The 23096-nt window shown below is 47.5% G+C and carries 22 protein-coding genes and 2 pseudogenes; 19 read left to right on the forward strand and 5 right to left on the reverse strand.

Annotated features, from left to right (window positions below; genetic code table 11):
• Nucleotides 1-30: 30 nt before the first annotated feature.
• The 5 genes from NTW12_06060 to NTW12_06080 form a co-directional block, all read right to left on the reverse strand.
• Nucleotides 31-2100, reverse strand: coding sequence for a hypothetical protein (locus tag NTW12_06060; protein MCX5845907.1), 2070 nt, complete (start codon nt 2098-2100; stop codon nt 31-33).
• Between the two features lie 103 nt (nt 2101-2203).
• Nucleotides 2204-3013, reverse strand: a complete 810-nt coding sequence (locus NTW12_06065; protein ID MCX5845908.1) for a MipA/OmpV family protein — start codon at nt 3011-3013, stop codon at nt 2204-2206.
• 48 nt (nt 3014-3061) lie between these two features.
• On the reverse strand, nt 3062-4513 hold the full coding sequence (locus tag NTW12_06070; protein MCX5845909.1) for a radical SAM protein: 1452 nt from the start codon (nt 4511-4513) through the stop codon (nt 3062-3064).
• Between the two features lie 370 nt (nt 4514-4883).
• Nucleotides 4884-5489: a hypothetical protein gene (locus tag NTW12_06075; GenBank protein ID MCX5845910.1), complete on the reverse strand. Its 606-nt coding sequence runs from the start codon at nt 5487-5489 to the stop codon at nt 4884-4886.
• A 483-nt stretch (nt 5490-5972) separates the two neighbouring features.
• Complete coding sequence (locus NTW12_06080; GenBank protein MCX5845911.1) at nt 5973-6338, reverse strand: hypothetical protein; 366 nt, start codon at nt 6336-6338, stop codon at nt 5973-5975.
• A 495-nt stretch (nt 6339-6833) separates the two neighbouring features.
• On the opposite strand from NTW12_06080, the gene NTW12_06085 reads away from it, so the two are divergent.
• The 19 genes and pseudogenes from NTW12_06085 (at nt 6834) to NTW12_06175 (ending at nt 22977) form a co-directional block, all read left to right on the forward strand.
• Nucleotides 6834-7253: a thioesterase family protein gene (locus tag NTW12_06085; protein ID MCX5845912.1), complete on the forward strand. Its 420-nt coding sequence runs from the start codon at nt 6834-6836 to the stop codon at nt 7251-7253.
• A 29-nt stretch (nt 7254-7282) separates the two neighbouring features.
• Nucleotides 7283-8263, forward strand: a complete 981-nt coding sequence (locus NTW12_06090; protein ID MCX5845913.1) for a ketoacyl-ACP synthase III — start codon at nt 7283-7285, stop codon at nt 8261-8263.
• Nucleotides 8264-8278: 15 nt separating this feature from the next.
• Complete coding sequence (locus tag NTW12_06095) at nt 8279-8554, forward strand: hypothetical protein (protein ID MCX5845914.1); 276 nt, start codon at nt 8279-8281, stop codon at nt 8552-8554.
• Between the two features lie 7 nt (nt 8555-8561).
• Nucleotides 8562-9278: a glycosyltransferase family 2 protein gene (locus tag NTW12_06100; GenBank protein MCX5845915.1), complete on the forward strand. Its 717-nt coding sequence runs from the start codon at nt 8562-8564 to the stop codon at nt 9276-9278.
• A gap of 64 nt (nt 9279-9342) precedes the next feature.
• Nucleotides 9343-12429 (forward strand): MMPL family transporter, encoded by a 3087-nt coding sequence (locus tag NTW12_06105; protein MCX5845916.1) that lies wholly within the window; start codon nt 9343-9345, stop codon nt 12427-12429.
• 21 nt (nt 12430-12450) lie between these two features.
• A complete protein-coding gene (locus NTW12_06110; protein MCX5845917.1) occupies nt 12451-13353 on the forward strand; it encodes a lysophospholipid acyltransferase family protein in 903 nt (300 codons plus the stop codon).
• Entirely contained in the window at nt 13343-14902 is a 1560-nt protein-coding gene (locus NTW12_06115; GenBank protein MCX5845918.1) for a radical SAM protein, read from the forward strand. The genes NTW12_06110 and NTW12_06115 overlap by 11 nt, the downstream gene beginning before the upstream one ends.
• 452 nt (nt 14903-15354) lie before the next feature.
• A complete protein-coding gene (locus tag NTW12_06120) occupies nt 15355-15882 on the forward strand; it encodes a hypothetical protein (GenBank protein ID MCX5845919.1) in 528 nt (175 codons plus the stop codon).
• Nucleotides 15883-15979: 97 nt separating this feature from the next.
• Nucleotides 15980-16474 carry a hypothetical protein gene (locus tag NTW12_06125; GenBank protein ID MCX5845920.1) on the forward strand — a complete coding sequence of 165 codons (495 nt, stop codon included), beginning with the start codon at nt 15980-15982 and terminating at the stop codon, nt 16472-16474.
• Between the two features lie 265 nt (nt 16475-16739).
• The gene (locus NTW12_06130) at nt 16740-18449 is read left to right on the forward strand and encodes a tetratricopeptide repeat protein (protein MCX5845921.1); all 1710 of its coding nucleotides are present in this window, start codon (nt 16740-16742) and stop codon (nt 18447-18449) included.
• A gap of 290 nt (nt 18450-18739) precedes the next feature.
• Nucleotides 18740-19621: a Fic family protein gene (locus NTW12_06135; protein ID MCX5845922.1), complete on the forward strand. Its 882-nt coding sequence runs from the start codon at nt 18740-18742 to the stop codon at nt 19619-19621.
• A gap of 57 nt (nt 19622-19678) precedes the next feature.
• Nucleotides 19679-19981: pseudogene (locus NTW12_06140) on the forward strand (type III restriction endonuclease subunit R).
• A 220-nt stretch (nt 19982-20201) separates the two neighbouring features.
• Entirely contained in the window at nt 20202-20756 is a 555-nt protein-coding gene (locus NTW12_06145) for a hypothetical protein (protein MCX5845923.1), read from the forward strand.
• A gap of 241 nt (nt 20757-20997) precedes the next feature.
• Nucleotides 20998-21453 carry a hypothetical protein gene (locus NTW12_06150; GenBank protein MCX5845924.1) on the forward strand — a complete coding sequence of 152 codons (456 nt, stop codon included), beginning with the start codon at nt 20998-21000 and terminating at the stop codon, nt 21451-21453.
• A 32-nt stretch (nt 21454-21485) separates the two neighbouring features.
• Nucleotides 21486-21854, forward strand: a complete 369-nt coding sequence (locus tag NTW12_06155) for a 50S ribosome-binding protein YggL (GenBank protein ID MCX5845925.1) — start codon at nt 21486-21488, stop codon at nt 21852-21854.
• A gap of 126 nt (nt 21855-21980) precedes the next feature.
• The gene (locus NTW12_06160) at nt 21981-22226 is read left to right on the forward strand and encodes a type II toxin-antitoxin system prevent-host-death family antitoxin (GenBank protein ID MCX5845926.1); all 246 of its coding nucleotides are present in this window, start codon (nt 21981-21983) and stop codon (nt 22224-22226) included.
• Nucleotides 22216-22500, forward strand: a complete 285-nt coding sequence (locus NTW12_06165) for a type II toxin-antitoxin system RelE/ParE family toxin (GenBank protein ID MCX5845927.1) — start codon at nt 22216-22218, stop codon at nt 22498-22500. The genes NTW12_06160 and NTW12_06165 overlap by 11 nt, the downstream gene beginning before the upstream one ends.
• A 115-nt stretch (nt 22501-22615) precedes the next feature.
• On the forward strand, nt 22616-22810 hold the full coding sequence (locus NTW12_06170) for a type II toxin-antitoxin system VapB family antitoxin (protein ID MCX5845928.1): 195 nt from the start codon (nt 22616-22618) through the stop codon (nt 22808-22810).
• A gap of 2 nt (nt 22811-22812) precedes the next feature.
• Nucleotides 22813-22977 (forward strand): annotated as a pseudogene (locus NTW12_06175) (VapC toxin family PIN domain ribonuclease).
• Nucleotides 22978-23096: the final 119 nt, after the last annotated feature.

Genomic DNA, 23096 nt, shown 5'->3' on the forward strand with positions numbered 1-23096 from the left:
CAGGCTTTTCTCTCTGAAATGCGAGGGTATCTACCGGCTTACGCGAAGAGTCTTGAATACCAGATCCTGCTCCTGCCAGGTCCAGAAAACCTTAGCCTTGCGCCAATAGACGAAGGGATGGAGCGTCAGTTTCTTGATCGTTTTCATATTAGAAGGGACTTTCTTGAATATGAGTTGCGCCGTCTGCATCATTCTCGCGTCTATCGGTACTCCACGATTCCCTGCGCTGTACATGGAGATCTTCTCTTCTCCATTCCAGAACACAACCTGCGAGACTTCATGTTCTTTGTCAGCAGCGTCCGTCAGCCTCGATTTCGCCCAGCGATAGGCTTCGTCGTATATGGCTACATACCGGGTGGCGTCCTCCGTCATGTTCGTCACTTCCACTAAAACAGTGATCTCATCGCCCGATGACTTGACACTGATTACCTCGAACATGACGTCCTGCGTATTGGCAGTCCCTATGGCTTTGGGGTTCCGTTTCACCGGCTCCCTGGCCGGGACAACCTTTTCCGGTTCCGGCGCCCTGGAGGTTTTGCTGTCATCCTCATCCGCCGGAGGGGTGAAACGAGCCAACTTCTTCTTATCGGCAGGGGTTTTCTTTGTCGGCTTCGGCGTTTCCTTCGTCCCTTCCTCGCCTGTCTCATCCAGAACGGTCCTCACCCGGAAGGCCATTTTCACCCGGACGCTGTCCCCCTCGTTGATGAAAGATATCAAGCGGACGGAGGTTATACGGGCGTCTGTGACGGCCTGCATGGAAGATTCCGACGTTACCTGGAAATTGGTCACCTCCGTAGTGGAACTGGAGTGCTGCGTCTTCGCATCGTTCTTCACTTCCGCCAGCTTGTCGATAATTGCCTCTGCGGAAGCCTCAGCGGGGCTCTGGGAACCACGAGCAGTGGCCAGGGCGGTCTTGATGATAATGGTTTCCCGGACGCGCCGGATTTCATTACGGGCTTTCTGGGCATCCTGGAAGGTCCGATCCGCCGTTTCCTTCTTCGATTCTACGGCAACCGTATCCTGCGCTGCCTTCTTGGACTGTTCCTCTTTCTTTCTCAGGAGGGATGATTGAGTTTCTTTATCCGACCGGGCAGACGCAACCTTTTCCTGCAGGGAAGTTATCCTGTCCTGGAACGAGCGGACCTGCTCCTGGAGACCATCTCCGGCGGCAGCGTTCATCTGCGTAGTCTCTTTGATCATACTGTAGGCCCGGTTCAAATCAAAATTAGCTGAGGAATAACCGTTCTGCGAAAGAAAGTCATCCAGTTCTTTCCTGGTAGCAATGACAACAGCTTGTATATTTCTTGAGCCGGACCCGGACCTGACATGCCCACTTTTTGGAGCCTGGAAGGGGTACAGTTCATAGCGTTTCAGACGCATATATGTTGTACCCTTGTTCCCCTTTTCCAGTTCGATCCGCATGGGTTCCTCATTGTTCCACTTGGCTGTTCCCTCCTCGATGGCACGGATGAAATCAACGGAAAGGACGGATTCGATGACCTTTGTAAATGACTGGATATAGGTGCCCATGTACTGGGCCATGAGAGGGGCCGAGACACGATCTGCTAAACTATCCAGGGTGTGCTTCTTGTCCTTAAATCCCAGGGTATAGACCACAGCCACGAGCGCCTCCCCCTGTTTTTCCGTCTGGAGCCATTTCTTAAGGGCTTCCTGCTGGGCTTGGATATCCTGGCTGTAGCGGGCGATCTGGCTGTCCAGATTTTCGATGCCAGATCTTATCGTTTTGATGTTTTTCTGCTGATCCTCCAGTTCCGTTGAGACTGCCTGGAACTGTGTCGTGACGTCATCACGCCGTTTTTTAGCCCGGATAAACTCCTTGTTTACATCTGAGATGGCTTTCTTATATCCCGAATCTTCCGTCTCCTTTTCATCTTCCACGGCGTTCAGATTCGCCTTTTCTTCCTGGGATATGGAGAAGCCTTCCCTGCTGTCCACTTCGGAGCGGATGATCTCTTTGACTTGTTCCCTGGCATCGGAGCGGAGCGACACCCATCGGCTCAGGGGGACTTGGGCGGAATACCCTTGAAGGGTCAGGAGAAGAGCAAAGATAATAATTAGCGGTATCCGAAACTTATACATGAAAGACCCCACTGGATAACATGGTTTTATGTGTTTTGTAATCTAATGAAAAGTCACTCTGTTGTCAAATTATTTTTCGCTTTTAGATATTGTGTAATTGATATTATTTTTCTGTTGTCACAAGTTTTTCTGATTTAAGGAAAATCCAGGACACGGTCAATCCACACATGACGGAATTTTTAGTTTTTACTAAAGGAGAGTCTTCATACACGCTTCCTTGGAGAAAATCCATGCTGACAAAAGCATTAAAGATAAGTTGCTTAAATGCTTTATTCAAACCGACGGTGATTGCGGAGCCACTGTATCCGCCTCCGGCAGAATAAGAAGGACGCGATGCGGTGGCATAAACCGGTTCGACCGTATAATAATAACGATGGTAATCGCTATTGGCAAACATCGGCCCGGCTGATATTCCCAAATTCAAACCGGTATCGGGAATTATATCGTCTTTTTCGAAATTCAGTCTCGGATTAACTACCCAGCCTTCACGACGCACCGATGAAAAATCCGTCGAAAAAACGGCGCGCACCGGCAAGGCGAGATTCAATTTATAACGATCCTGCTTGTTTTCCAGAAGCTTTATATTGAGAGAAGGGCCTATTTCGAAAGTAGGATCCAGATCCGGCATGCCGCTGCGGGCAGTATTTTTAGAACTATCAACAGGCACGCTACCGAAAAGGCTGATATCCAACAGAAGTCTGTCGGTTTTAAAAATGCGTCCCGAAATGCGCTCCCTATCGACTTTAAAAATATCGCCGCGGTAGATAATATACGGATAGGGCAGCAAATAAAGTCTGCTTTCGTCAGAACCACGGTAATCCGGCATTCGGAGAAGCGCCACTCCCGCACCCAATTCCCAGAGAGGTTTTTCCGCACAGAAAGCGCTTGGAGGTAATAAAAACCCCAAGATCATTGAAACTACCATCAATCCCCTATAAATGCGCATATATACCTCAAATTTTTAATTGCCGGGCTCAAACCGGCGCTTTGCCGACCAGAATGAAGGCAAATGACGAATTAAATACAGAAGACTTCTATGATGTTGCCAAAGACGATGCCGGAATTTCCTGCGCCATTCAGGATCGGAATAAAAGCGTTTCACGTGCTCATTGTAAAGCAGATCCAACCTCTCTTTTGATGCGATCCCTCTGGGGACAAAAACAAAATTCAGGCAATTCATCAGCCGCCAATCTTCATGAAAAGCTCCTTCTTCCCTGATGGTTGACCAGAGCGGAGCACCGGGAAAGGGAGTGAATTTGGACATATTCATGTCGTCCAGCCCCAATGAAATAATAAAATCGGAAGTCCGTCGGATCGATTCTTCCGTCTCTCCCGGTAAACCCATCATAAAGAGCCCCTTTGCCCGCAGCCCTGCGGCCTGGATACGTTGTACGGTATCACGCACCTCATCGAGCGAAACCCCCGATTTGTGCCTTGCCAGCATTTGCGGGTCCGCCGATTCTATGCCCAGAGAAACCATAAGGCAACCCGCATCCTTAAGCATTGTGAGCAATTCATCATCCGTATAGCCCACCCTCACAGCACAGTTGAAGTTAATGCCCAACGGATGACGAGCAAGTTTTTCGCAGAGTTCAACAATACGCGCTCGGTCCGCTGTAAACAAGTCATCATAAATATTGATATGCCGCACATGAAATCCTGTCCTCAAATATTTCATGTGTTCGTAAATATAAGAAGCCGAGTTATAACGGAATCCCTTTTTGAAAACGGAACGATCACAGTAAGAGCATTGATACATGCAGCCCCGTGACGTAATCATTGTCGCCCCGGGCGTATTGATATAGCTGAACAAAGGCAGATGATAATCGCCGGGAAATCCTTTGAGCTTTTCATAAGCGGGAAAGGGAAGATTGTCCAAATCGGCTATCTGGGGGCGTGGCTGATTGGTAAGTACCTGGGAATCCTGACGCCACATCAATCCTTTAATTTCCGCGGGGTCAATGCCTTCGGCAAGCTCCGCCATCGTGTGTTCGCCTTCGCCCGCGCAAAGAAAGTCAAAGGCCGGATAAGCATACAGCAGTTCGCCTTCCAAAGCGGATACATGCACGCCTCCGCAAACGGTTGTTATGTGCGCGGAGTGTTCCTTGATCTTTTTCGCGATATCCGCGGCGTCAGGAAATGAAGATGTTGTCGCCGAAAATCCGACAATCTGCGGCTGATAATCCAGAATCGCCTTAACCTGAGTGTTAAGTTCAAAGGAAACACCTGGGCCAAGGCAATCGTAAACAATAACGTCATGCCCCTGTGTTAATAGATAAGAAGCAATGGAAAGCAGCCCCTGAGGAACCATGCGATTGGCAATATCGGTAATATCACGATGACCGGGAAACCAGTTAAATCCACGCGGATGGACAAGTACAACACGTCTTTTGCCGGAAATCCCTTTTTTCATGGGCCCAGTGTAAGTAAAATGTCCCTGTGTGTCAAAAGAATTGTAACAAAAATACGGTTCATCCGGTCCATGCGTACTCATGAGTTGATAATCTGTTAAATTGAGCCTTGACTGACTTTACCTACAAAGCCACACAGATGGGGAGCAAAATGTTCTGAGGATTTGCGATTGGAATGATTGGTCACAATACGAAGTTCACCGGGAGCCCAATTTCTGGGCGATTCGGTAGAACGGACTTGTTCACAGATGTCTTTCTACCAGGGTCGATCCCTCTTCTTTAAGTTGCATTTCACACACTCCCTTCCTGTCTTTCCAAAGCTACTTTTAGCGGCATCAACAATATTTCCTCAATATTTCTAATACTTTTATATTACCAAGCGAATCCAAGACTTCCGGTAACGCCCATGCGATTATCATATTGTACCTGTGCTGTAAAATGCCCCTGCATTGGGAAATAGCCAATGCCCCCTCCAAAAAGTCCATATGTCTTGGTTGTTTCTGATTCCGTATAATACCGTCTTGTAACATTCGATTGAGTCAGTTGTATCTCTTCACCCCACGTAAATCCACCCATTCCAAATATAAAAAACCCGGTATTTTTTATTGGTGCAATTCCAAATTTTCCATACAGTCCAATTTCTTCCCCTTTTTGTCTATTGCCTAAGTCTGTAAAGTCACTATGGGGACAAGGATAATCGTGCAAACTTGAAGGGGTATCATCTCTATTAAGCGTAAATGGTATACCAAGGCCAAATAAAATATTTACAGCCTGTGTCGTCGTGTAAGATCCTCCTTCAATACGCATATTGGAAGATTTTGAGTCCCCCCCACCTCCACCTCCCATGACAAAGTAACCTTTTAGTGTCCTCGCTATTGGTTCCTGTGCAAAAACGACGGAAGGAAGCAATATAAGCATGATTGTGGATAAATGAACGATCATTGTTTGCATATTACGTATTTTACAATACCTCTTCATTGCAAAGTCCCCTCTCTCTCTTTCATCTGCCCTCTTTTTTTATTTTTATGACCCCACCTTGTTCGCGTTTAACCGTTCAAAAACATAAAACCCCTCTCTCTTTTGAGAAACGGGCTTTTTTAATATGTCCATGATACCCCTCGAAAATGTTAAAAGGGTTCTGAACTGCATTTGGCATTCACAGTCCGTCAGGTTTTCTTCTATCAAAATTAACGTTAGAAATCTACTATGAATATCAGGTATTGTTGATGAACGCTTTCAGTAAGATATACATAGTTGTACTTAATCAGAAGAATACAGTAGCCTTTTCATGCCTTTGCCTATGTTTTGGGTAGGATCTATGAAATAATAACTTCTTCTCTGCTCCCGTCTTGACCAATATGGAAAGGATTCTCAAATATCGACCCTCTCCCAATATAGACGTCATATGGCTCTTTTCTCTTGTTGACTATTTGTGTTACATCCATATTTCATCAATCCCCTTTATTTTGATACAGGCAACTTTTCCATTTCGAATAAGTACTCTGGCTGATACCCAAGCGTCCATGGCCCGACAAATACCGGACGTGTAACAAATCGCTGAACGACGACACCATGGCGGATATAGCAGTCTTTTTTAATTGTTACTTGTTGGCTTTTATATCCCTCTTTCTCCAGAACCAACACTACTGTTTCCCAAGAAAAATTCCGATCCCAATAGTAATACGGAGTAACACCCAATAAATTGCCTGCTCCCACTGAGACCTTCACGCCGTCTGGCAATGTTTTAATAGTTGTAGAACTCGCACACCCATTTAAAAAGAATGCAAATATAACCACAAACAAACATCCGCACATTCTCTTTTTCATCACATCTCTTTCATAACTTTAAAATTGATAAGGCATTGCTTTTTCACGGTGGGAGTATATGAAGAAGGGTTTTGTGTGTCAAGAGGAGTTTGACCACAACATATGGGGTGCGGTATCGATGATTGAGAGAGAGTTATAATGAGGCGTCCATCCTTTTTGAGCATGAAGCATGTTTATTACCGATTGAAAGGTTGCACAGATGGATAAATTGAAGAAATCAACAGTACAGGAAGAGAAGTACGCATTAAACGGATGAACCAAAAATACTCTCACCCTGTTGATCCTAAGCGGCATTCGGGATTTCATGACTTCGCTTATTATTTTATGGACACCATATCAGTTATTTAAGCTTTTCTATCGGTATGGCGTCCCCTGACTTCTCAGTACGCCTTTCCTCTTGACACACAATCGCCTTCTTCCTATACTCACGTCTCCCCAGCGGTTCGCTGACGAGAAATGGGGAGAACTTCTAATCGTTACGGAAGGATAGGCTACATGATCCAGACTCATCATCATAGTTGCGAGATTATACACAAGGTGCCGTTTTATGACCTCGACCCCATGCAGATCGTGTGGCACGGTAATTATTTCCTGTACTTTGAGGATGCCAGGGTGGCCCTTTTTGCCCAATTGGGCATTGACCTCTATGAGTTTTATACGAGGACACAGTATCTTTTTCCCATCATCAAAACATCCACAAAACATATCTATCCCCTGAGGAACGGGGATGAGTTTATCTGTAAGGCCACTGTGGTAGAGGGAAGGTCGAAAATCGTCGTGGACTTCGAAATCAAACTGAAGGTCGACGGAAGAATATGTACCCGCGGCAGGACGGAACAGGTTGCCGTGAAAGCTCCGGAGATGGAAATCCTGTTCACCATCCCGGATGAAATCAGGAATGCCCTGGGGTTTTGATTATAATGTGAGGTAGGTAGGTTATTAAAATGCGAAATTCGGTTATTGTTTCGACGGGCAGCTACTTGCCGGAAACAGTCGTCAGCAATGAAAATCTGACACAATTTCCACGGGATGCGATTCGTCTGATCGGCGAGAAGACCGGCGTATTTTACCGAAGGATGGCCTCCGATACCGAATGCACGTCGGATCTGGCGGTGCGTGCGGCAATGAAGTGTCTTGATGCTATCAACTATTCCCCGGAAAAGGTTGAAGGGATTCTGCTTGCCACCTCCTCTCCGGATCGTATGCAACCCGCTACGGCAACACGGGTGCAGCATATCATCGGCGCGAAAAATGCCTTTGCCTTCGATATCAATTCGGTCTGTTCAGGGAGCACTTTCGGTATAGCCATTGCGGACGCCCTCATTAAATCGGGATTTTGTGAAAATATTCTTTTGATCGCTTCGGAGGTCTATTCCAAGATCATGAACCGAAAGGATTTTTCTTCGTATCCTTTTTTCGGAGACGGTTCCGGGGCTGTTCTGTTTCAAGCCGGAAACGACTCTACCGAAGGGGTTCTGCATTCCTGTTTGAGGACGGACGGGAGCGGCAGCGATACCATCAGCGTTCCCGCGGGAGGGACGATGCTGCCCTATGCAAAAATGACAAATGACAGGCTGGCGTTCTTCACAATGAAAGGCATCGATGTATTCAACTTTGCCGTGGATAAAGGTTCTGAAATCATTCTTCAGCTTCTGAAGGAGGCGGACGTATCCATCAGCGATATCAAGTGTTTCATCTGTCATCAGGCGAATGTGAATATCATTCACACAATCGCAAATATACTCGGTGTGTCCACAGATCGGTTCTTTATGAACCTCTCCTCCTACGGCAATACAGCGGGCGCTTCCGTTCTGATTGCGCTCGATGAGGCGATTTCCATGGACGTCATTGAAAAAGGAGATCTCGTTGTTACGGTTGCCTTCGGTGGCGGGCTTTCCTGGGGAGCGAATCTGATACGCATATGAAATGAGGAGTACGGAATGAATGACGTTTGGCAGAAAATGAAAGCCGTTCTTGTGGATAATTTTTTCGAAATCGGCGATATAGTGATTACCCCGGAGACAAAACTGAGCGAAATTCCCGACTGGGATTCCATGGCTGCTGTCAATTTACAGATTATTTTGCATGATACTTTCCATGTGGATCTCCCGCTGGAACTTTTGCATGAGGATACAAAATTTTATGAACTGATCACGCTTATGGAACAGCCGGACACGATTCCCGAAGCGGTCAGAATATTCAGGGAAAGAAATTAATATCTCAATGGATAAAGACCGTGTTGCTGTCGTGATTCCCGTATACAATCATGAGGGAAAGGTTGCACAGGTGGTCAGGGAAGCCCTGAAGCTTCATCTGCCCCTGTTTGTTGTCGACGACGGATCAACGGATTCCACCTATGACCGGATAAAGGATATATCGTCCATCACCATAATCCGTCACGGCATCAATAAAGGCAAAGGGGCTGCCATTCTGACCGGTTTTGCAGCAGCTCTCCCGGAAGCAGACTGGGTCGTCACCATGGATGCCGACGGACAGCATCATCCCGAAAATGCCTGGGATCTGATCAGGGACGTCCCCCCTGGCGAGAGACCCATCATCGTCGGAATGCGGGAGGGAATGGATCATCGGCATGTGCCGTGGACGAGCCGTTTCGGCAGGGTTTTTTCAAACTTCTGGGTGCGGGCATCCGGAGGTCCGAACATCGGGGACACGCAAAGCGGATTCAGGCTGTATCCTCTGCCGGAAGCCATGCGTCTCAATGTGAGGGCGCGGCGTTTCCAGTTTGAGGTTGAAATTCTGGTGAAGGCGAAATGGCAGGGAATACCCGTTCGGGAGACGCCCGTTCGGGTGATATATGAACCAGATGATGAGAGGGTGTCCCACTATCGCGGCTTTGTCGATTTTTGCAGGAATACGGGTACATTCAGCCGTTTGATTTTCACGAGATTATGTGTATTGCCCTTTACGCGGGGAAAATAGCATTCAATGTCATTGTTTTAAACTCCTTAAGCTTCCCTCCCCTGGTGGGAGGGATGGGACGAACATGCGCAAATACTTCCTGAGATGGTCCATTGTGATCATCGTGATTTTAGTTGTCATTGGGCTTTTTACGCTCGGCATATACCGCCTTCAATTCGATACCGATATCCTGACATCCCTCCCCCAGAACGATCCCGTCTTGGCCGATGCCCGTTACGTCATCATGCATCATCCGATTCATGACCGGGTGGTCGTCGATGTGGAACATCCCGGCGGGGATATGGACCTTCTCGTTGAAGGGGCAAACCTGGTTGAAGCGAGGATGCGCGACAGCGGCCTCTTCAAGGAAGTAGGATTCCGTCACATCGGTCAGCGGATACCGGAGCTGATGCAGTATATTGTCGATCATCTCCCCATCCTCTTCGATGAGAGGGAACTCGAAGAAAACATCAAACCTCTCCTGGCGCCTGAAAAGGTTCGACAGACCATGACGGACCACTTTTCTTCCCTGCATAACCTTCAAGGAATCGGCCAGACGGCGTTTCTCTCCGATGACCCCCTTGCATTGCGAAGTCTTGTCCTGTCGCGTTTGTCGCACCTTTCACCCGTAAAAGGCGCCCGGATCCATAACGGTCATCTCGTTTCATCGGACGGGAAACACATTCTGATCATTGCCTCGCCTCTGAGCTCCGGCATGGATACTCAATTTTCAAGGCGCGCCACGTCGCTGCTGGGAGATATCTCTGAAGAACTGCACGGAAAATATGGACCGCAGAATCCATTTACCCTGACCCCTGTTGGCGCATACCGCGCGGCCCTCGATAACGAGCTCAGCGCCAAGCGGAATGTTAAAAGGGCGGTCATTTTTTCAACCGTCGGCATCGCGCTCTTGCTTTTCGTCGGTTTTCCCAGACCGCTGATCGGTCTCTTATCCCTTCTGCCGGCCTTTGCCGGAACCATGATGGCGCTTTTTGTGTATTCCCTTTTTCACCCTTCCATTTCCATGATGTCCATCGGTTTTGGCGGGGCGATTATTTCCTTTACCGTTGATTACGGCATCACCTATCTTCTTTTTCTCGACCGTCCGTACGAAACACGAGGAATGGAAACCACGAAAGAGGTCTGGAATTTAGGTCTGCTTGCCATGCTGACAACGGCTGTCAGCTTTGCGTTTTTGTCCGTGAGCGGGTTTCCCGCCCTGATGCAGATCGGCCAGTTTGCCGCTCTGGGAGTCATATTCACGTTCATTTTTGTTCATACCTTCTTCCCGTTGATATTCCCCGTGGTGCCTCCCGCAAAACGCACCCCCACTGTTCCTCTGCAGCGTTTCATCAACAGAATCGCTTCTTCCGATCATACATGGAAGATGTATGCCGCATTGGCGTTCGGGATTTTTATGTTGTTTTTCGCAAAGCCCGAATTTCATATCGATCTTAATTCCATGAACGCGGTCAGCCGGGAGACACTCAGCGCCGAGAAAATCGTCCGGGATGTATGGGGCGATATCATGAGCAAGGTGTATGTCATGGTGGAGGGAAGCGATCAGCACGATCTGCAAAGAAAATGCGACCGTCTGGCCGAAATGCTCTCTCAGGAAGTAACGTCAGACAGGCTTTCCCAGGCATTCGTTCCTTCCATGATATTTCCGGGCGAGGAAATGGCGAGAAGAAATTTAGCGGCATGGCAGGGCTTCTGGAATCGGGATCGGATTGCCGGTCTCCGAAAGGCTATGGGAGAAGCGTCGCGGCCACTGGGTTTTTCACCGGCTGCTTTTGATCCGTTTTACAGGACTCTGGATAAACGGGACATGCAAGGCACGGACATGCCGGAGAGGTTTTCGGGACTTCTCGGCATTTCGGTGAATCAGGATCGGTCTTCCTGGATACATGTTGCAACCCTGACGCCCGGACCGTCGTATGAGGGAGAGGATTTTTACCGGCGCTTCACGGCAACGGGTCTGGCGAAGGTGTTTGACCCGACTCTTTTCGGCAATCGGCTTGAATCAACCCTCCTGTCCGCCTTCATCAAAATGGCGGTTATCGTGGGCATCATCACGATTTTGACCGCGTTTTTGTATTTTTTCGACTGGAAGTTGACCTTGATCGGAATGGCGCCGACACTGTTTGCCCTGGTCTGCACCCTCGGCACATTGAAGCTTATGGAGCAGCCCCTTACGATACCGACCCTTATGGTAACCGTCGTGGTCATCGGGATGGGAACGGACTACGCTCTCTATCTGGTGCGTTCCTATCAGCGTTATCTCGACGAATATAATCCATCCCTGGGACTGATCCGCCTGTCCGTTTTCCTTTCATTTGCCACGACGTTTCTGGGGTTCGGCGTCCTTGCCCTGTCCGACAACGCCATGCTGAAAAGTGCGGGACTGGGCCTGGCCCTGGGTATTGGCTATTCTTTTCTGGGCGCCGTGACGATTACACCGCCCCTCCTGAAACGGATATTTGCCCCCGTGCCTTCAATAGATGAGGTGTTCGTGCCCGGTTCGAAAAGGCACTTTCAGCGCGCCATCGGGCGGTACCGGCATATGGAGAGTTATCCGCGGCTCTTTGCCCGCTTCAAGATCATCCTTGATCCCATGTTTCCGAAGATTGCCAATTTTGTCAAAGAACCGGAGACTATCATAGATATAGGAACCGGTTACGGTGTGCCGGCTGTCTGGCTCCTCGAATTGTTTCCTCACGCGCGGGTCTATGGGATCGAACCGGATAGCAAGCGTGTCCGGTTTGCGTCGCGGGCGATTGGATCAAGAGGCGCCGTTGAGATCGGGAAGGCCCCGGATATACCGAATTTTACGGGAGATGCCGATACGGCGCTTCTCCTCGATATGATCCATCTGATCAACGATGATGAACTCATGCTGACTCTGCAGCGTCTCCGCAGTAAGCTCCGCCCGGAAGGCTCTTTGATCATCAGGGCGACGGTGCCTTCTGATAAGCGAATTCCCTGGACACGATGGATCGAGGAGACGCGGATCAAGGTTCGAAAGGGGACGCCGCACTTCCGTACAAGGGAAGATATTCTGGCAAGCATAGTCAAAGCGGGGTTCAGCATTACGCACACGGAAATAAGCGCACCAGGTAAGGAAGAGTGGTGGTTTATCGCCAGGGTGAGCTTTCAGGACATGGTTGCATAGGCATGATCAAATGAGGACAGGATGAAGGATGCTTTCTACCAGATTTTAATCACCCTTTCAAATCGAATGGGTCTGTGGGTGTTTCGGTTCATGGCCTGGTTTATTGCCTCCGGATATTTTTTCCTTTTTCCGGGAAGGGTGGCAATAAGTCTTCGATTTTACAGGGCGCTCTTTCCGTCAAGGGGGCTGTTGCATCACCTCTGGTGCGCATGGAGGCAATATCACAATTTCGTCAATGTCTATATGGACCGGTTTCTCATCTTCGATGAACATACTGTTGCCATCACCCATGAGGGGTGGGAACTCCTTGAGGATGCCGTAAATAGAAAGGCGGGCGGCATTATTCTTATGTCCCATGTGGGAAACTGGGAAATTGCAGCTCATATGCTTAAAGTTCGGGGCCGGAACAATCAGGGGATGAAACTGCTTCTTTACCTGGGTCAAAAACACAAGGACCAGATTGAGCGTACGCAGAAGGAGAGCCTTGTCCAGAGCGGCATTAAGATTATCGTTGCGGAAGAGGATACCGTGTCGCCTGCCGATATCATCGAAGGCATCAACTTTCTGAAGGCAGGCGGATTGGTTTCTCTGACGGGCGACCGCATATGGCGCAAAGACCAGCGTTCCCTGCCGGTTCGATTCCTTGGGCATGAGGCATTCCTGCCGGAAACTCCCTTCATATTTGCCCTGCTTTCCGGAACGCCCCTTTACCTTTTTTTCGCGTTTCGAACGGGGAAACAGAAATACCACTTTCAAATCCTGCCGCCTCAATATGTCCATGCACAAGACCGTAACGACAGACAGGAAGCTATTGGAAGGGCAGCGCAGCTCTATGCCGACCGCCTTCTGGAAATGGTTCGTCAACATCCCTTTGAATGGTACCATTTTGAACCTTTTATAGGACAGAGACTTGATGAGCAATGATCGCACCGTGAAAAAAAGAAAAATATACTTCATCAATCCCAAAACTCCGGAACATTTTTGGGCAATGCGGGGCGCCCTTGACATTGTGGGAAAGCATAAAACACTTATGCCCAATACCGCCCTGCTCACCTTAATTGCTCTGACCCCTGATGACGTGCCTGTCGAATACATTTTCTGCGATGAAAATATTGCACCTGTCGATTGGAACATATCATGTGATCTCGTTGGGATTACCGGCTACACACTTCAATTTGAGCGAATGCAAGCGATAAGCGCGCGATTCAGAGAGCGCGGCATACCTGTTGTCGTAGGCGGCACGTATGCTACTCTTGACCCCGGCAAAGTAACCGATATTGCGGATATTCTCTTTATCGGCGAGGCGGAATATACCTGGCCTCAATTTTTGCGGGACTGGACGGCAGGCACGGCCAATCCTGTCTATAAACAGGATGCATTTATTGACATGAAAGACAGCCCTGCGCCTGATCTATCGTACCTGTCGGCAAAGGACTACCTCTATTTCTCGGTGCAGACGAGCCGCGGATGCCCAAATAACTGCGACTTCTGCGACGTTATACGGATTATGGGAAGAAAGTACCGGAGCAAGTCCATTGATCAAATTATGTACGAGGTGAAAAATGCCCATGCATACGGCGCTGAAACCATATTTTTCTCCGACGACAATTTTCTTGTTAACAAAAAATTCACCACTGACCTCTTACAGGAAATTATCACATGGAATAGAACCCTTGATCGGCCCCTTTCCTTCAGCACGCAGGCAACCGTGATGATCGGTGCAGAAGACGATCTCCTGAAGCTCCTCGCCGATGCGCGATTCAGTGTCCTTTTCCTCGGGCTCGAAACGATCAGCAAGGAATGCCTTGAGGAAGTCAATAAGGGACAGATGTCCCTCTATAATCCCTACGAGGTGATCCCCCGCATTTCACGGTATGGGATTGTCCCTTTTCTCGGAATGATCGTCGGATTCGATCATGACACCCCTGCCGTATTTGGAGAAATCGAGGAGTTCCTTGAAAAAACGGCAAGCCCTATCGCCTCGATCAGTGTTCTCAACGCACCGAAAAACACTGCGCTGTACGAAAGGATGAAGAAGGAAGGCCGTCTCATTGAAGACTTCAGGGGATTCTGGCACCTTACTACCAATTTCACTCCAAAACAAATGACCCTGCAGGAACTCTATCTGGGACATAAGAATTTATTGAAAAAATTATATGAACCCGAGCATTTTGAACGGCGCATGATTCAATGGCTTGAAAATGTGCGCTATTTCTCCGATCTCTATTCCACAAAGAAGAAAGATTTTTACAGATTCTTCCGCATACTAAGAATCCTGCGGCATTTTCTTTTCCGGGCGCCTCCATCCGTACGGGCCATGTTCTGGAATATTCTGAAAGCAGCGTGGAAGATCAATCCACGCCTCATCTCGCGAGCCATGTCGGTGTTGGTCCAATACTGGCACTACTACGACTTCGGACACAAGGACTCAGGGCAGAAAGCAGGGCTTGTAGAAGAGGTAACTACCGACTAGGGGCATTATTTCAAAAATACGGTGTCATATCGACCAGGGGGAGATATCTTTTAAGATCGCATACCCATTAAGATTTCTCGCTTTGCTCGAAATGACAGTAGTGTATGTGCATTTATGAAATGATGTACTAAACTCAGGGCTTTTTTTTGACTTTCCACTATAAAGATAGCAACACGTAAGAGCGGAATGGATCGCCGGCATGAAATATCCTCCGAATCCTAAATAACCTTAACAATGTCATGATATACGGAAAGATATAAATAGTTGTGAAATAATTGTCAAAAGATTATGTATCATTTCCAATGATTAAATAGGCTCTGGGGTGTCAGGAGATCATAGGTTATAAAGTCAATAAAAAACAGATTGTCATTGTAGCGCTCTGAAGGAATCCCATAAGTTGTGGAGTTATCTGGAAACTATAGAATAACTTGTTAGACTGAGGTAAATAATTGATGGATCGACTACTTACTTCGTCGTCCTTTTGGGGACTTGTCGGTGTTGTGATAGGTTTCGCGTTGGGGGAAGGTGCACGATACATCCGTTATCGGTGGCGCATTCATCGACTCAAAGCGGTGATAGATACTGAACTTAAGTCACTGCTTTACCAGATAGACCAAAAGAAAGACATCACTAGGCAGGCGATCGACCGTCTGAAGCAGAATAAGTATTTGCCCACACAGTCAATCCCAGCAATTACGACTGCCTATAGGGAGTTCTTTGGCGAGGTGTACGAACACTTGTGCCCCACTCAGCGTAACTGTGTTCATAATGTCTATGAGCGCCTTCATTTAGCAGACAAAGTATTGGATTCTTTTGAGCATGACTTCCTTACTGCAATAAAAGACAAGATCATTAGCGATCCGTTTCAAGCATATTCTGATAGATTAGAAGAAGTTCAGCAATCCCTGAATGAAGCACAAGAATTGATTCGCGGATATCTTGAAGGAAATCCCAAAGATATCTATGGGCTGAAGAGTTGACAGTCTAACAAGCAAATCCAGCCGATCGCTTACAGCGCCGGATGATTTGAGACGTTAAACCGTGAAAAATAAAAATAGAATAAAAAGGAGAACGCCCATGAAGCGGATAGTTTTAAGTATCATACTTGTTCTTAGTGTCGGAACTGGTTTCGCATTTGGGCAAGACAAAAAAGACGAACCGACCGCGCGGTTTGTGTTGCCAACGAAACGGGCGCTGAACTGGAGCAAGCCGGTGAAATGCTTCGCCATAGCCTCGGCGGCCTTGTTCAAGGAAGATCGCGAGATGGAAGACTTCAAACATAGTAAACTGAGCATTTATGTTAAAAAGGGCACAGACAAACTGAGGCTGTGGCTTGAAGGCGAGACTCTAACAGTTCAGAATGGCGATCAGAAGCCAGATCGTTATCAAGTCAGTGGGCACCGAAATAATTTTCTTGTCGCAGTTCATTATGGCGGCTTAGTGCCGGCTGTGAATTCTATCGCCGTGAACGAAGAAAACGGGTTCGCTGTCTGGTCATTAAGCGAGCCGATGTTAGTACCAGTGTCCGAATACCCATATGGGCAGAGCGTGTACATGCAGTGTACCAATTAACGGCAACTGATTTACTTAATCCTGAATAATACGAAAACGGGAAATAAAAAAAGCTGTTTAACAAATCGTGCAACTCAATAGGGAAAATTCCGGGGACATAATATAGATTAATTATGCAGATTAATTTTAACTTTTACCATCGTTTTGAAATAATGTGTATTATTCCCCCAGATTATGCTCCAGATTATGCTGTCGGGTAATTTCCCTTGAATTGCCCTGCTTTTTAGGTAAGGATAGGGTTATATTTTAAAAACAAGGGGGTACGATGAAAAAGACGTTTTTCTTAATAACATTTACCTTTATCCTCTTTTTCTTTTTATTCACCACCCCATGCACTGCGAAACAGATGAACATACTGGTACACCCCTTTGAGAATACAGGGGATAAGGAATACTCCTGGATATCAGCAGGTATGACAGATACCGTCATAACTGACCTCACGCGTATTCAAAATATCAGTGTTGTCTCCAATCAAGACAGGAAGAAGATCCTTGAAGAGATGAAGTTCATCTTCTCCGGTCTTGTAGAAGAAGACAGGATGATGAAACTCGGCAAGCTCACGGGTGCCAATGTTATCTTCACGGGAAGCTATCTCGTATCAGGTAGCCGCATAAGGGTACATGCGAGACTTGTAAATGTAGAGACAGGCAAGGTAGAAAGCTCCACCAAGATAGACGGCACCCTAAATGCTATCTTTGACGTACAGGATAAGGTGGTATTTACCTTGATGGGTGAGACAGAGAAAATCACCATAGCCGACATTAGACCTGTAAAACTTACCGAACAAGACAGGATGAAGATAGAGGAGAAACCCAAACCCAAATTAACCGCCTATGAGTGGTATGCAAAAGGCTTAGAGGTTCAGGATACCAACCCTAAAGAGGCGCTTACCAATTTCAAGAAGGCTCTCGATATTGACCCTAACTACACCGATGCATTGATGGAAGCAGGTTTTACTGCGGGGAGTACACTAAACCTCTTCAGTGAAGCCCTCGGATATCTTGAGAGGGCCGGGAGAATCTTTAAGGGCCGCAATGAAACCAAATCTTCAGGTTATGCCTTGCTCATGATGAACATCGGCATTGTATACTGGAAGAAGGGCCATCTTGACCATGCGCTGGAATACTACCTGAACTCCCAAACCATAAGGGACGGGCTGGGGTTACAGAATACCGCCGATTATGCCGGTCTCATGATGAATATCGGCAATGTTTACAAGGACAAGAGCCAACTTGACCGTGCACTGGAATACTACCTAAACTCCCAATCCATTTATGACAGGCTGGGATTGAAGAATATCGCCAATTATGCCTTGCTCATGAATAACATCGGCACTGTTTACCAGGATAAGAGTCAACTTGATCGTGCGTTGGAATACTACCTAAACTCCCAATCCATTTATGACAGGCTGGGACTGAAGAATATCGCCGATTATGCCGGTCTCATGAATAACATCGGCATTGTTTACAAGAGCAAGGGCCAGCTTGACCGTGCGCTGGAATACTACCTGAAAGACAAATCCCTTGAGGACAGGCTCGGGTTACAGAATACTGCCGGTTATGCCAGTCTTATGATGAGCATCGGCAATGTTCACAAGAGCAAGGGCCAGCTTGACCGTGCGTTGGACTACTACCTAAATTCTCAAACCATAAGGGACAGGTTGGGGTTACAGAATACTGCCGGTTATGCCGGTCTCATGAATAACATGGCTACGCTATACGAAAAACAGGGTCAACGTGACCGTGCGCTGGAATACTACCTGAACACCCAAACCATAAGCGACGGGCTGGGGTTACAGAATACCGCCGATTATGCCGGTCTCATGATGAACATGGCTGTGCTATACGAAAAACAGGGTCAACGTGACATGGCAGGGAGGTATTACAGGATGGCATATGATACATTTGTGAGGTCTGACTATTCAGGGGAATGGAAAGACAAGGCTCTTAATAATGCAAAAAGGCTGGGGTACTGAAATTAAGGTAGAGGCAATGAACGACCCCGCCGCAAGCAGCGGGGTATCTCCGGAAGTTATATTTCATTCGCCGCAAGCGGCGGGCATTGTACTGAGGATCATTTCGTTGACGTCAACAAAATGATCGAGACCAAACAGCGCAAGCGACTCGGCAAGGCTGAGACGCCTGCAAAGAAGAAAAGCGATGACAAATAAAGGAAACGGTCTCATAAAATACGTTAATTGCCGCCTGTTTAGTTGTAAATTAACGATATATTGACAAATACCCGTTAATCATGTATGGTTTATCTATGGCAACAACGAATCCCGCAAAAAACGTTCTCAAAGACCTTAAGGCCGAATACGACCGGCTTGCCCAGGGCAAAGAATCTTTACTGACAATTATTGATGAAGCCGAGCTTCCAGAAAGCGTTTTCAATTCCAACGCCATCGAGAATTCAACGCTGACGCTCAAGGAGACGGAGCGCATTCTGCTGGAGATGGAAGTTTCCCGTCGGGTATCGGTGCGGGAAGTTTTTGAAGCAAAAAACCTCGCCCGGGTGATGGAATATACCCGAAGCAAAGAGCAGACAGCGGAGCTTTCCTCGGAGATGATTCAGCTTCTGCACAGAATGCTGATCGGCAATATCAACGATGAGATTGCCGGGCGTTTCCGCACCACGGGCGAATATGTTCGTGTGGGAACCCATATTGCACCGGCGCCGGAACAGGTGGTACCCATGATGGAAACAATTCTGCGGGAATATGCCGCCGACCACACCAATTACTTTACCGATAAGATCGCCAAATTCCATCTTGATTTCGAAACGATCCATCCGTTTTGCGACGGCAACGGCAGAATAGGTCGCGTAATTATCAATTTCCAGCTCAGGCGCCTGGGTTTCCCCGACATCATCATCCGGGATAAAGAGAAGCGGCTTTATTATGCCTCGTTCAATGAATATCGCGCTGCAAACAATGCCAAACCAATGGAGAAGATGGTTACTCTCGCTCTCATGGAATCGCTGCACAAAAGAATTACCTATCTACGCAGCGAAAAGATAACCACGCTTACCGATTGCGCGAAAAAAAGCCAGAAATCAATCAACACCTTGCTTAACGCCGCCCACCGACAGACGATTCCGGCTTTCCGTGAAAAAGGTGTTTGGAAAATTGGAGATTACAACCCATGAACGAAGCGGAAACCGGAGCGGAGCTGATCGACCCGAAGCTGAAAGAAAGGACAAATAATGGCCGTGCATTTCAAGCTTGACTATGTGAACACGGACGGCGACATTTCCAACTACTACCCGGATTTTATGGTCAAGCTGTCCGATAAGCGGATTACCATTGTCGAAACCAAAGGGCGGGAAGATTTGGATGTGCCGCTGAAGATGGCGCGGCTGCGGCAATGGTGCGAAGACATCAACCGGGTGCAGACAGACGTGGAGTACGACTTCGTTTACGTGGACGAAGAAAGTTTTGAAAAATACAAGCCAACTTCATTCCGGCAATTGCTGGCGGGATTCAAGGAATACAAAGGGAAAATATAAGCGGGTAACCGGAAGATTTTCTCCCCCAGTCCCCACACCACCCGGCATGCGGGTCCGCACCGGGCGGGGTTCCGTGGGGTACCGCGGACATAATACCTATTCCCATTGACATGTAGATATTGTGTATTATGTCCCCTGAATTCCGTACAATCGGCTGGAGGCGTCGCGGACAGCCGTGCGCCTCGGCTCCCCGTTGGGTGAAGAATAAAGGAGAATGATTTTGGGAGCAAAGCAAAAATCCAATAGTCAGGCTTGGTCAGATGTGAAGGCAGCAGTGGCCAGCCTGGGAGAGAAGCAATTAATCAAACTGGTCTCGGACCTTTATTTCTTATCCAAGGAAAACCAGGCATTTCTGCATGCCCGGTTCGCTGTTGGCGGCGACACGCTCACCCCATACAAGAAGACGATAAGTACCTGCATGTACCCGGACGTTTACACCAACAAACCAATTGAAGTCTCCAAAGCTAAGAAAGCTATCAGTAGCTATTCGAAGGCTGTGGGAGACCCCCTCGGCGAAGCGGAATTGATGACCTTCTTTGTAGAGTGCGGAAACAAGTTCACAGTGGATTTTGGCGACATAAATGAGGTCTTTTATGACGCCCTGAACCGAATGTACCGACGGGCTATAGACAAAGTCCTCAGCCTTACGGAAGAGCAACAGGGCGAATTCAAAGGCAGGCTGGAAGCAATCATGACTTCATCTTCAAAAATTGGGTGGGGCTATCACGACATGCTCTGCGACGACTATTATAATGCCTTCCCCGAGGATGAGTAGTCACCGACCAGGCGACGAACTGACCCGCGCAACTGACTTCAATTGTTATGCATTGAAAAATAGATTAATCTATAGTAAATAATCAATATGAATACAAAAATATCTCACAATCGCGATGATGAATCTATTGAAGCCAAGGTCGAATGGTTCCGATCATTATCCATAGAGGAAAGGATGGAATTGCTGTGCTGTTTTACAGATTTAGCCTTGGCATTGAATCCTGATATTTTGGAAAAGAAAGATGATCAACCGTTTAATAGACGTATTCGAGTCCTTTCAAAAATTTGATGTGAAATACCTCGTGATAGGAGGTATCGCAGCCGTTTTATACGGAGTCCCAAGAGCCACATTTGATTTAGATATCCTCATTGAAGCCAGCGAAGAAAATGCCCGCCGTTTACTAGACGCCCTTTTGGATGCCGGTCTGGGTACAGCCTCACTAACGAATAAAGACGAAATCCTTTCGAACGAAATAACCATCTTCAAAGATCGAGTGCGTATCGACGTACAAATAAAGACCCCAGGGTTAATTTTCGAGGATGCATGGAAGCGTAAGCAAATAATAAATTATCAGGGACAGGAGTTTTATATTGTTTGCCTGGAGGATTTAGTGGCATCAAAAAAAGCAGCAGGTAGAACCACCGATCTTGAAGATGTCCGCTTGTTAGAACTTCCGGACAACAAATACAAAGCATAATAAGGCTCTTTCAGCCGGACGCGGATAAATCCGTGCCGCTGAAGATCTTCGATCCGAAAGATGAAGAGATGAATAAGCGACTCCGCAAGAAGAAACATTATGGCGAGTTCACTGAATGGGGGCGGCAACTCATCGTTACCCGAAATCGAAAGGACGAATTCGACGAGTTTTTTGAGGACTTTATCGTACAAGCCGTTGAAGCGGCCGGATGCTACTGTGGAGGCGGCGGCAGTAATGACAGGCTTGACGTGGTTGTTGAGCTTGGCCGTCGTTCGGGCGATCCTGACGCAAGGCTGAAGAAAATTACGGCATGGCTTGATGCTCGCCCCGACGTACAGAGCTGGAGGGTGGGCGAGGAGTTCAACGTCTGGCACGGGAATTTCGAGGATATTGGGGAGTAGATCGGGAAATGCAGATGCCGGCTCTCCGGGACGGAGGCGGCACGTGCTAAAGGAATTTTTTTGACGCCTCGTTTAAAATAACCTATATTGAGCATCAAATAATGGTTTTATATTGGAGGCACATACATGGATTATCTCCTGGCAAAATCGTCTGTCAGTATCACGGACCTGAAAAAAAACCCTTCGGCAATTATCAGGGAGGCTGAGGGGGCGCCTGTGGCTATACTGAATCACAACAGGCCTTCCGCATATATTGTTCCGGCGGATACGTTTGAGGCAATGCTGGAAAAACTGGACGATCTGGAAATCGCAAGGATTGTCAAGGAGCGGAAAAAGGAAAAGACCATCCGGGTGCCTCTCAATGAGTTATAACCTTGAATTCAAGGAATCCGCTCTCAAGGAATGGGGTAAGCTGGACAGGCCGATAAGGGAACAATTCAAAAAGAAACTTTCTAAACGTCTTGAAAATCCGAAGGTTGAGGTGGACAAGGTCAGTGAGTTGGTAAATACGTACAAGATTAAGCTCCGTGCCGTGGGGCTGCGTCTGGTCTATGCCGTTGACGATGAAACAAACACCCTCACTGTTTATGCCGTGGGGAAAAGAGATAAAATGACGGCCTGTCGAAAGGCCAAGGAACGAGCATAACAGGGGGGATTATTATGAGAGGGTTCAGGGTAGAAAATAGGGACACTTCCCATTGACATGTATGCATGGCTTATGCATACATGGGCATATGAACTCTCTCCCAGGGGGTGAAAATATGAGAACAACATTAAACATCGAAGACCACTTGGTTGATAAAGCGTCCAAGCTAACGGGAATTAAGGAGAAAACCATGTTGGTCAAGCTCGGTTTGGAGGCATTGATCGCCAGAGAAAGCGCTAAAAGACTCGCAAAATTGGGCGGCACGGAGAAAGGGTTGAAAGCGATACCGCGAAGGAAGGTCACAGTTTAAAAATGGTCATTGTCGATACATACGTGTGGGTCTCCCATTTTCGAGAGGGGAACACCGAGCTTGCGAATCTGCTCAATAACGGGGAGGTGGTATGCCATCCTTTTATAGTTGGTGAGCTTGCATGCGGAAATCTAAAGAACCGGAATGAAATACTTTCACTTCTTCAATCCCGTCTCCTGTCCCCTTTTTCCCTTCCGTAGGAATGACCAATCAATTATTTTCTTACCCGTCAGGATATTTCCAGAAAAACCATTGCGGTTGGATGTTATCTTCGTGTATATACGAA

The organism is Deltaproteobacteria bacterium (genome assembly GCA_026388545.1).
Lineage (GTDB): Bacteria > Desulfobacterota > Syntrophia > Syntrophales > UBA2185 > JAPLJS01.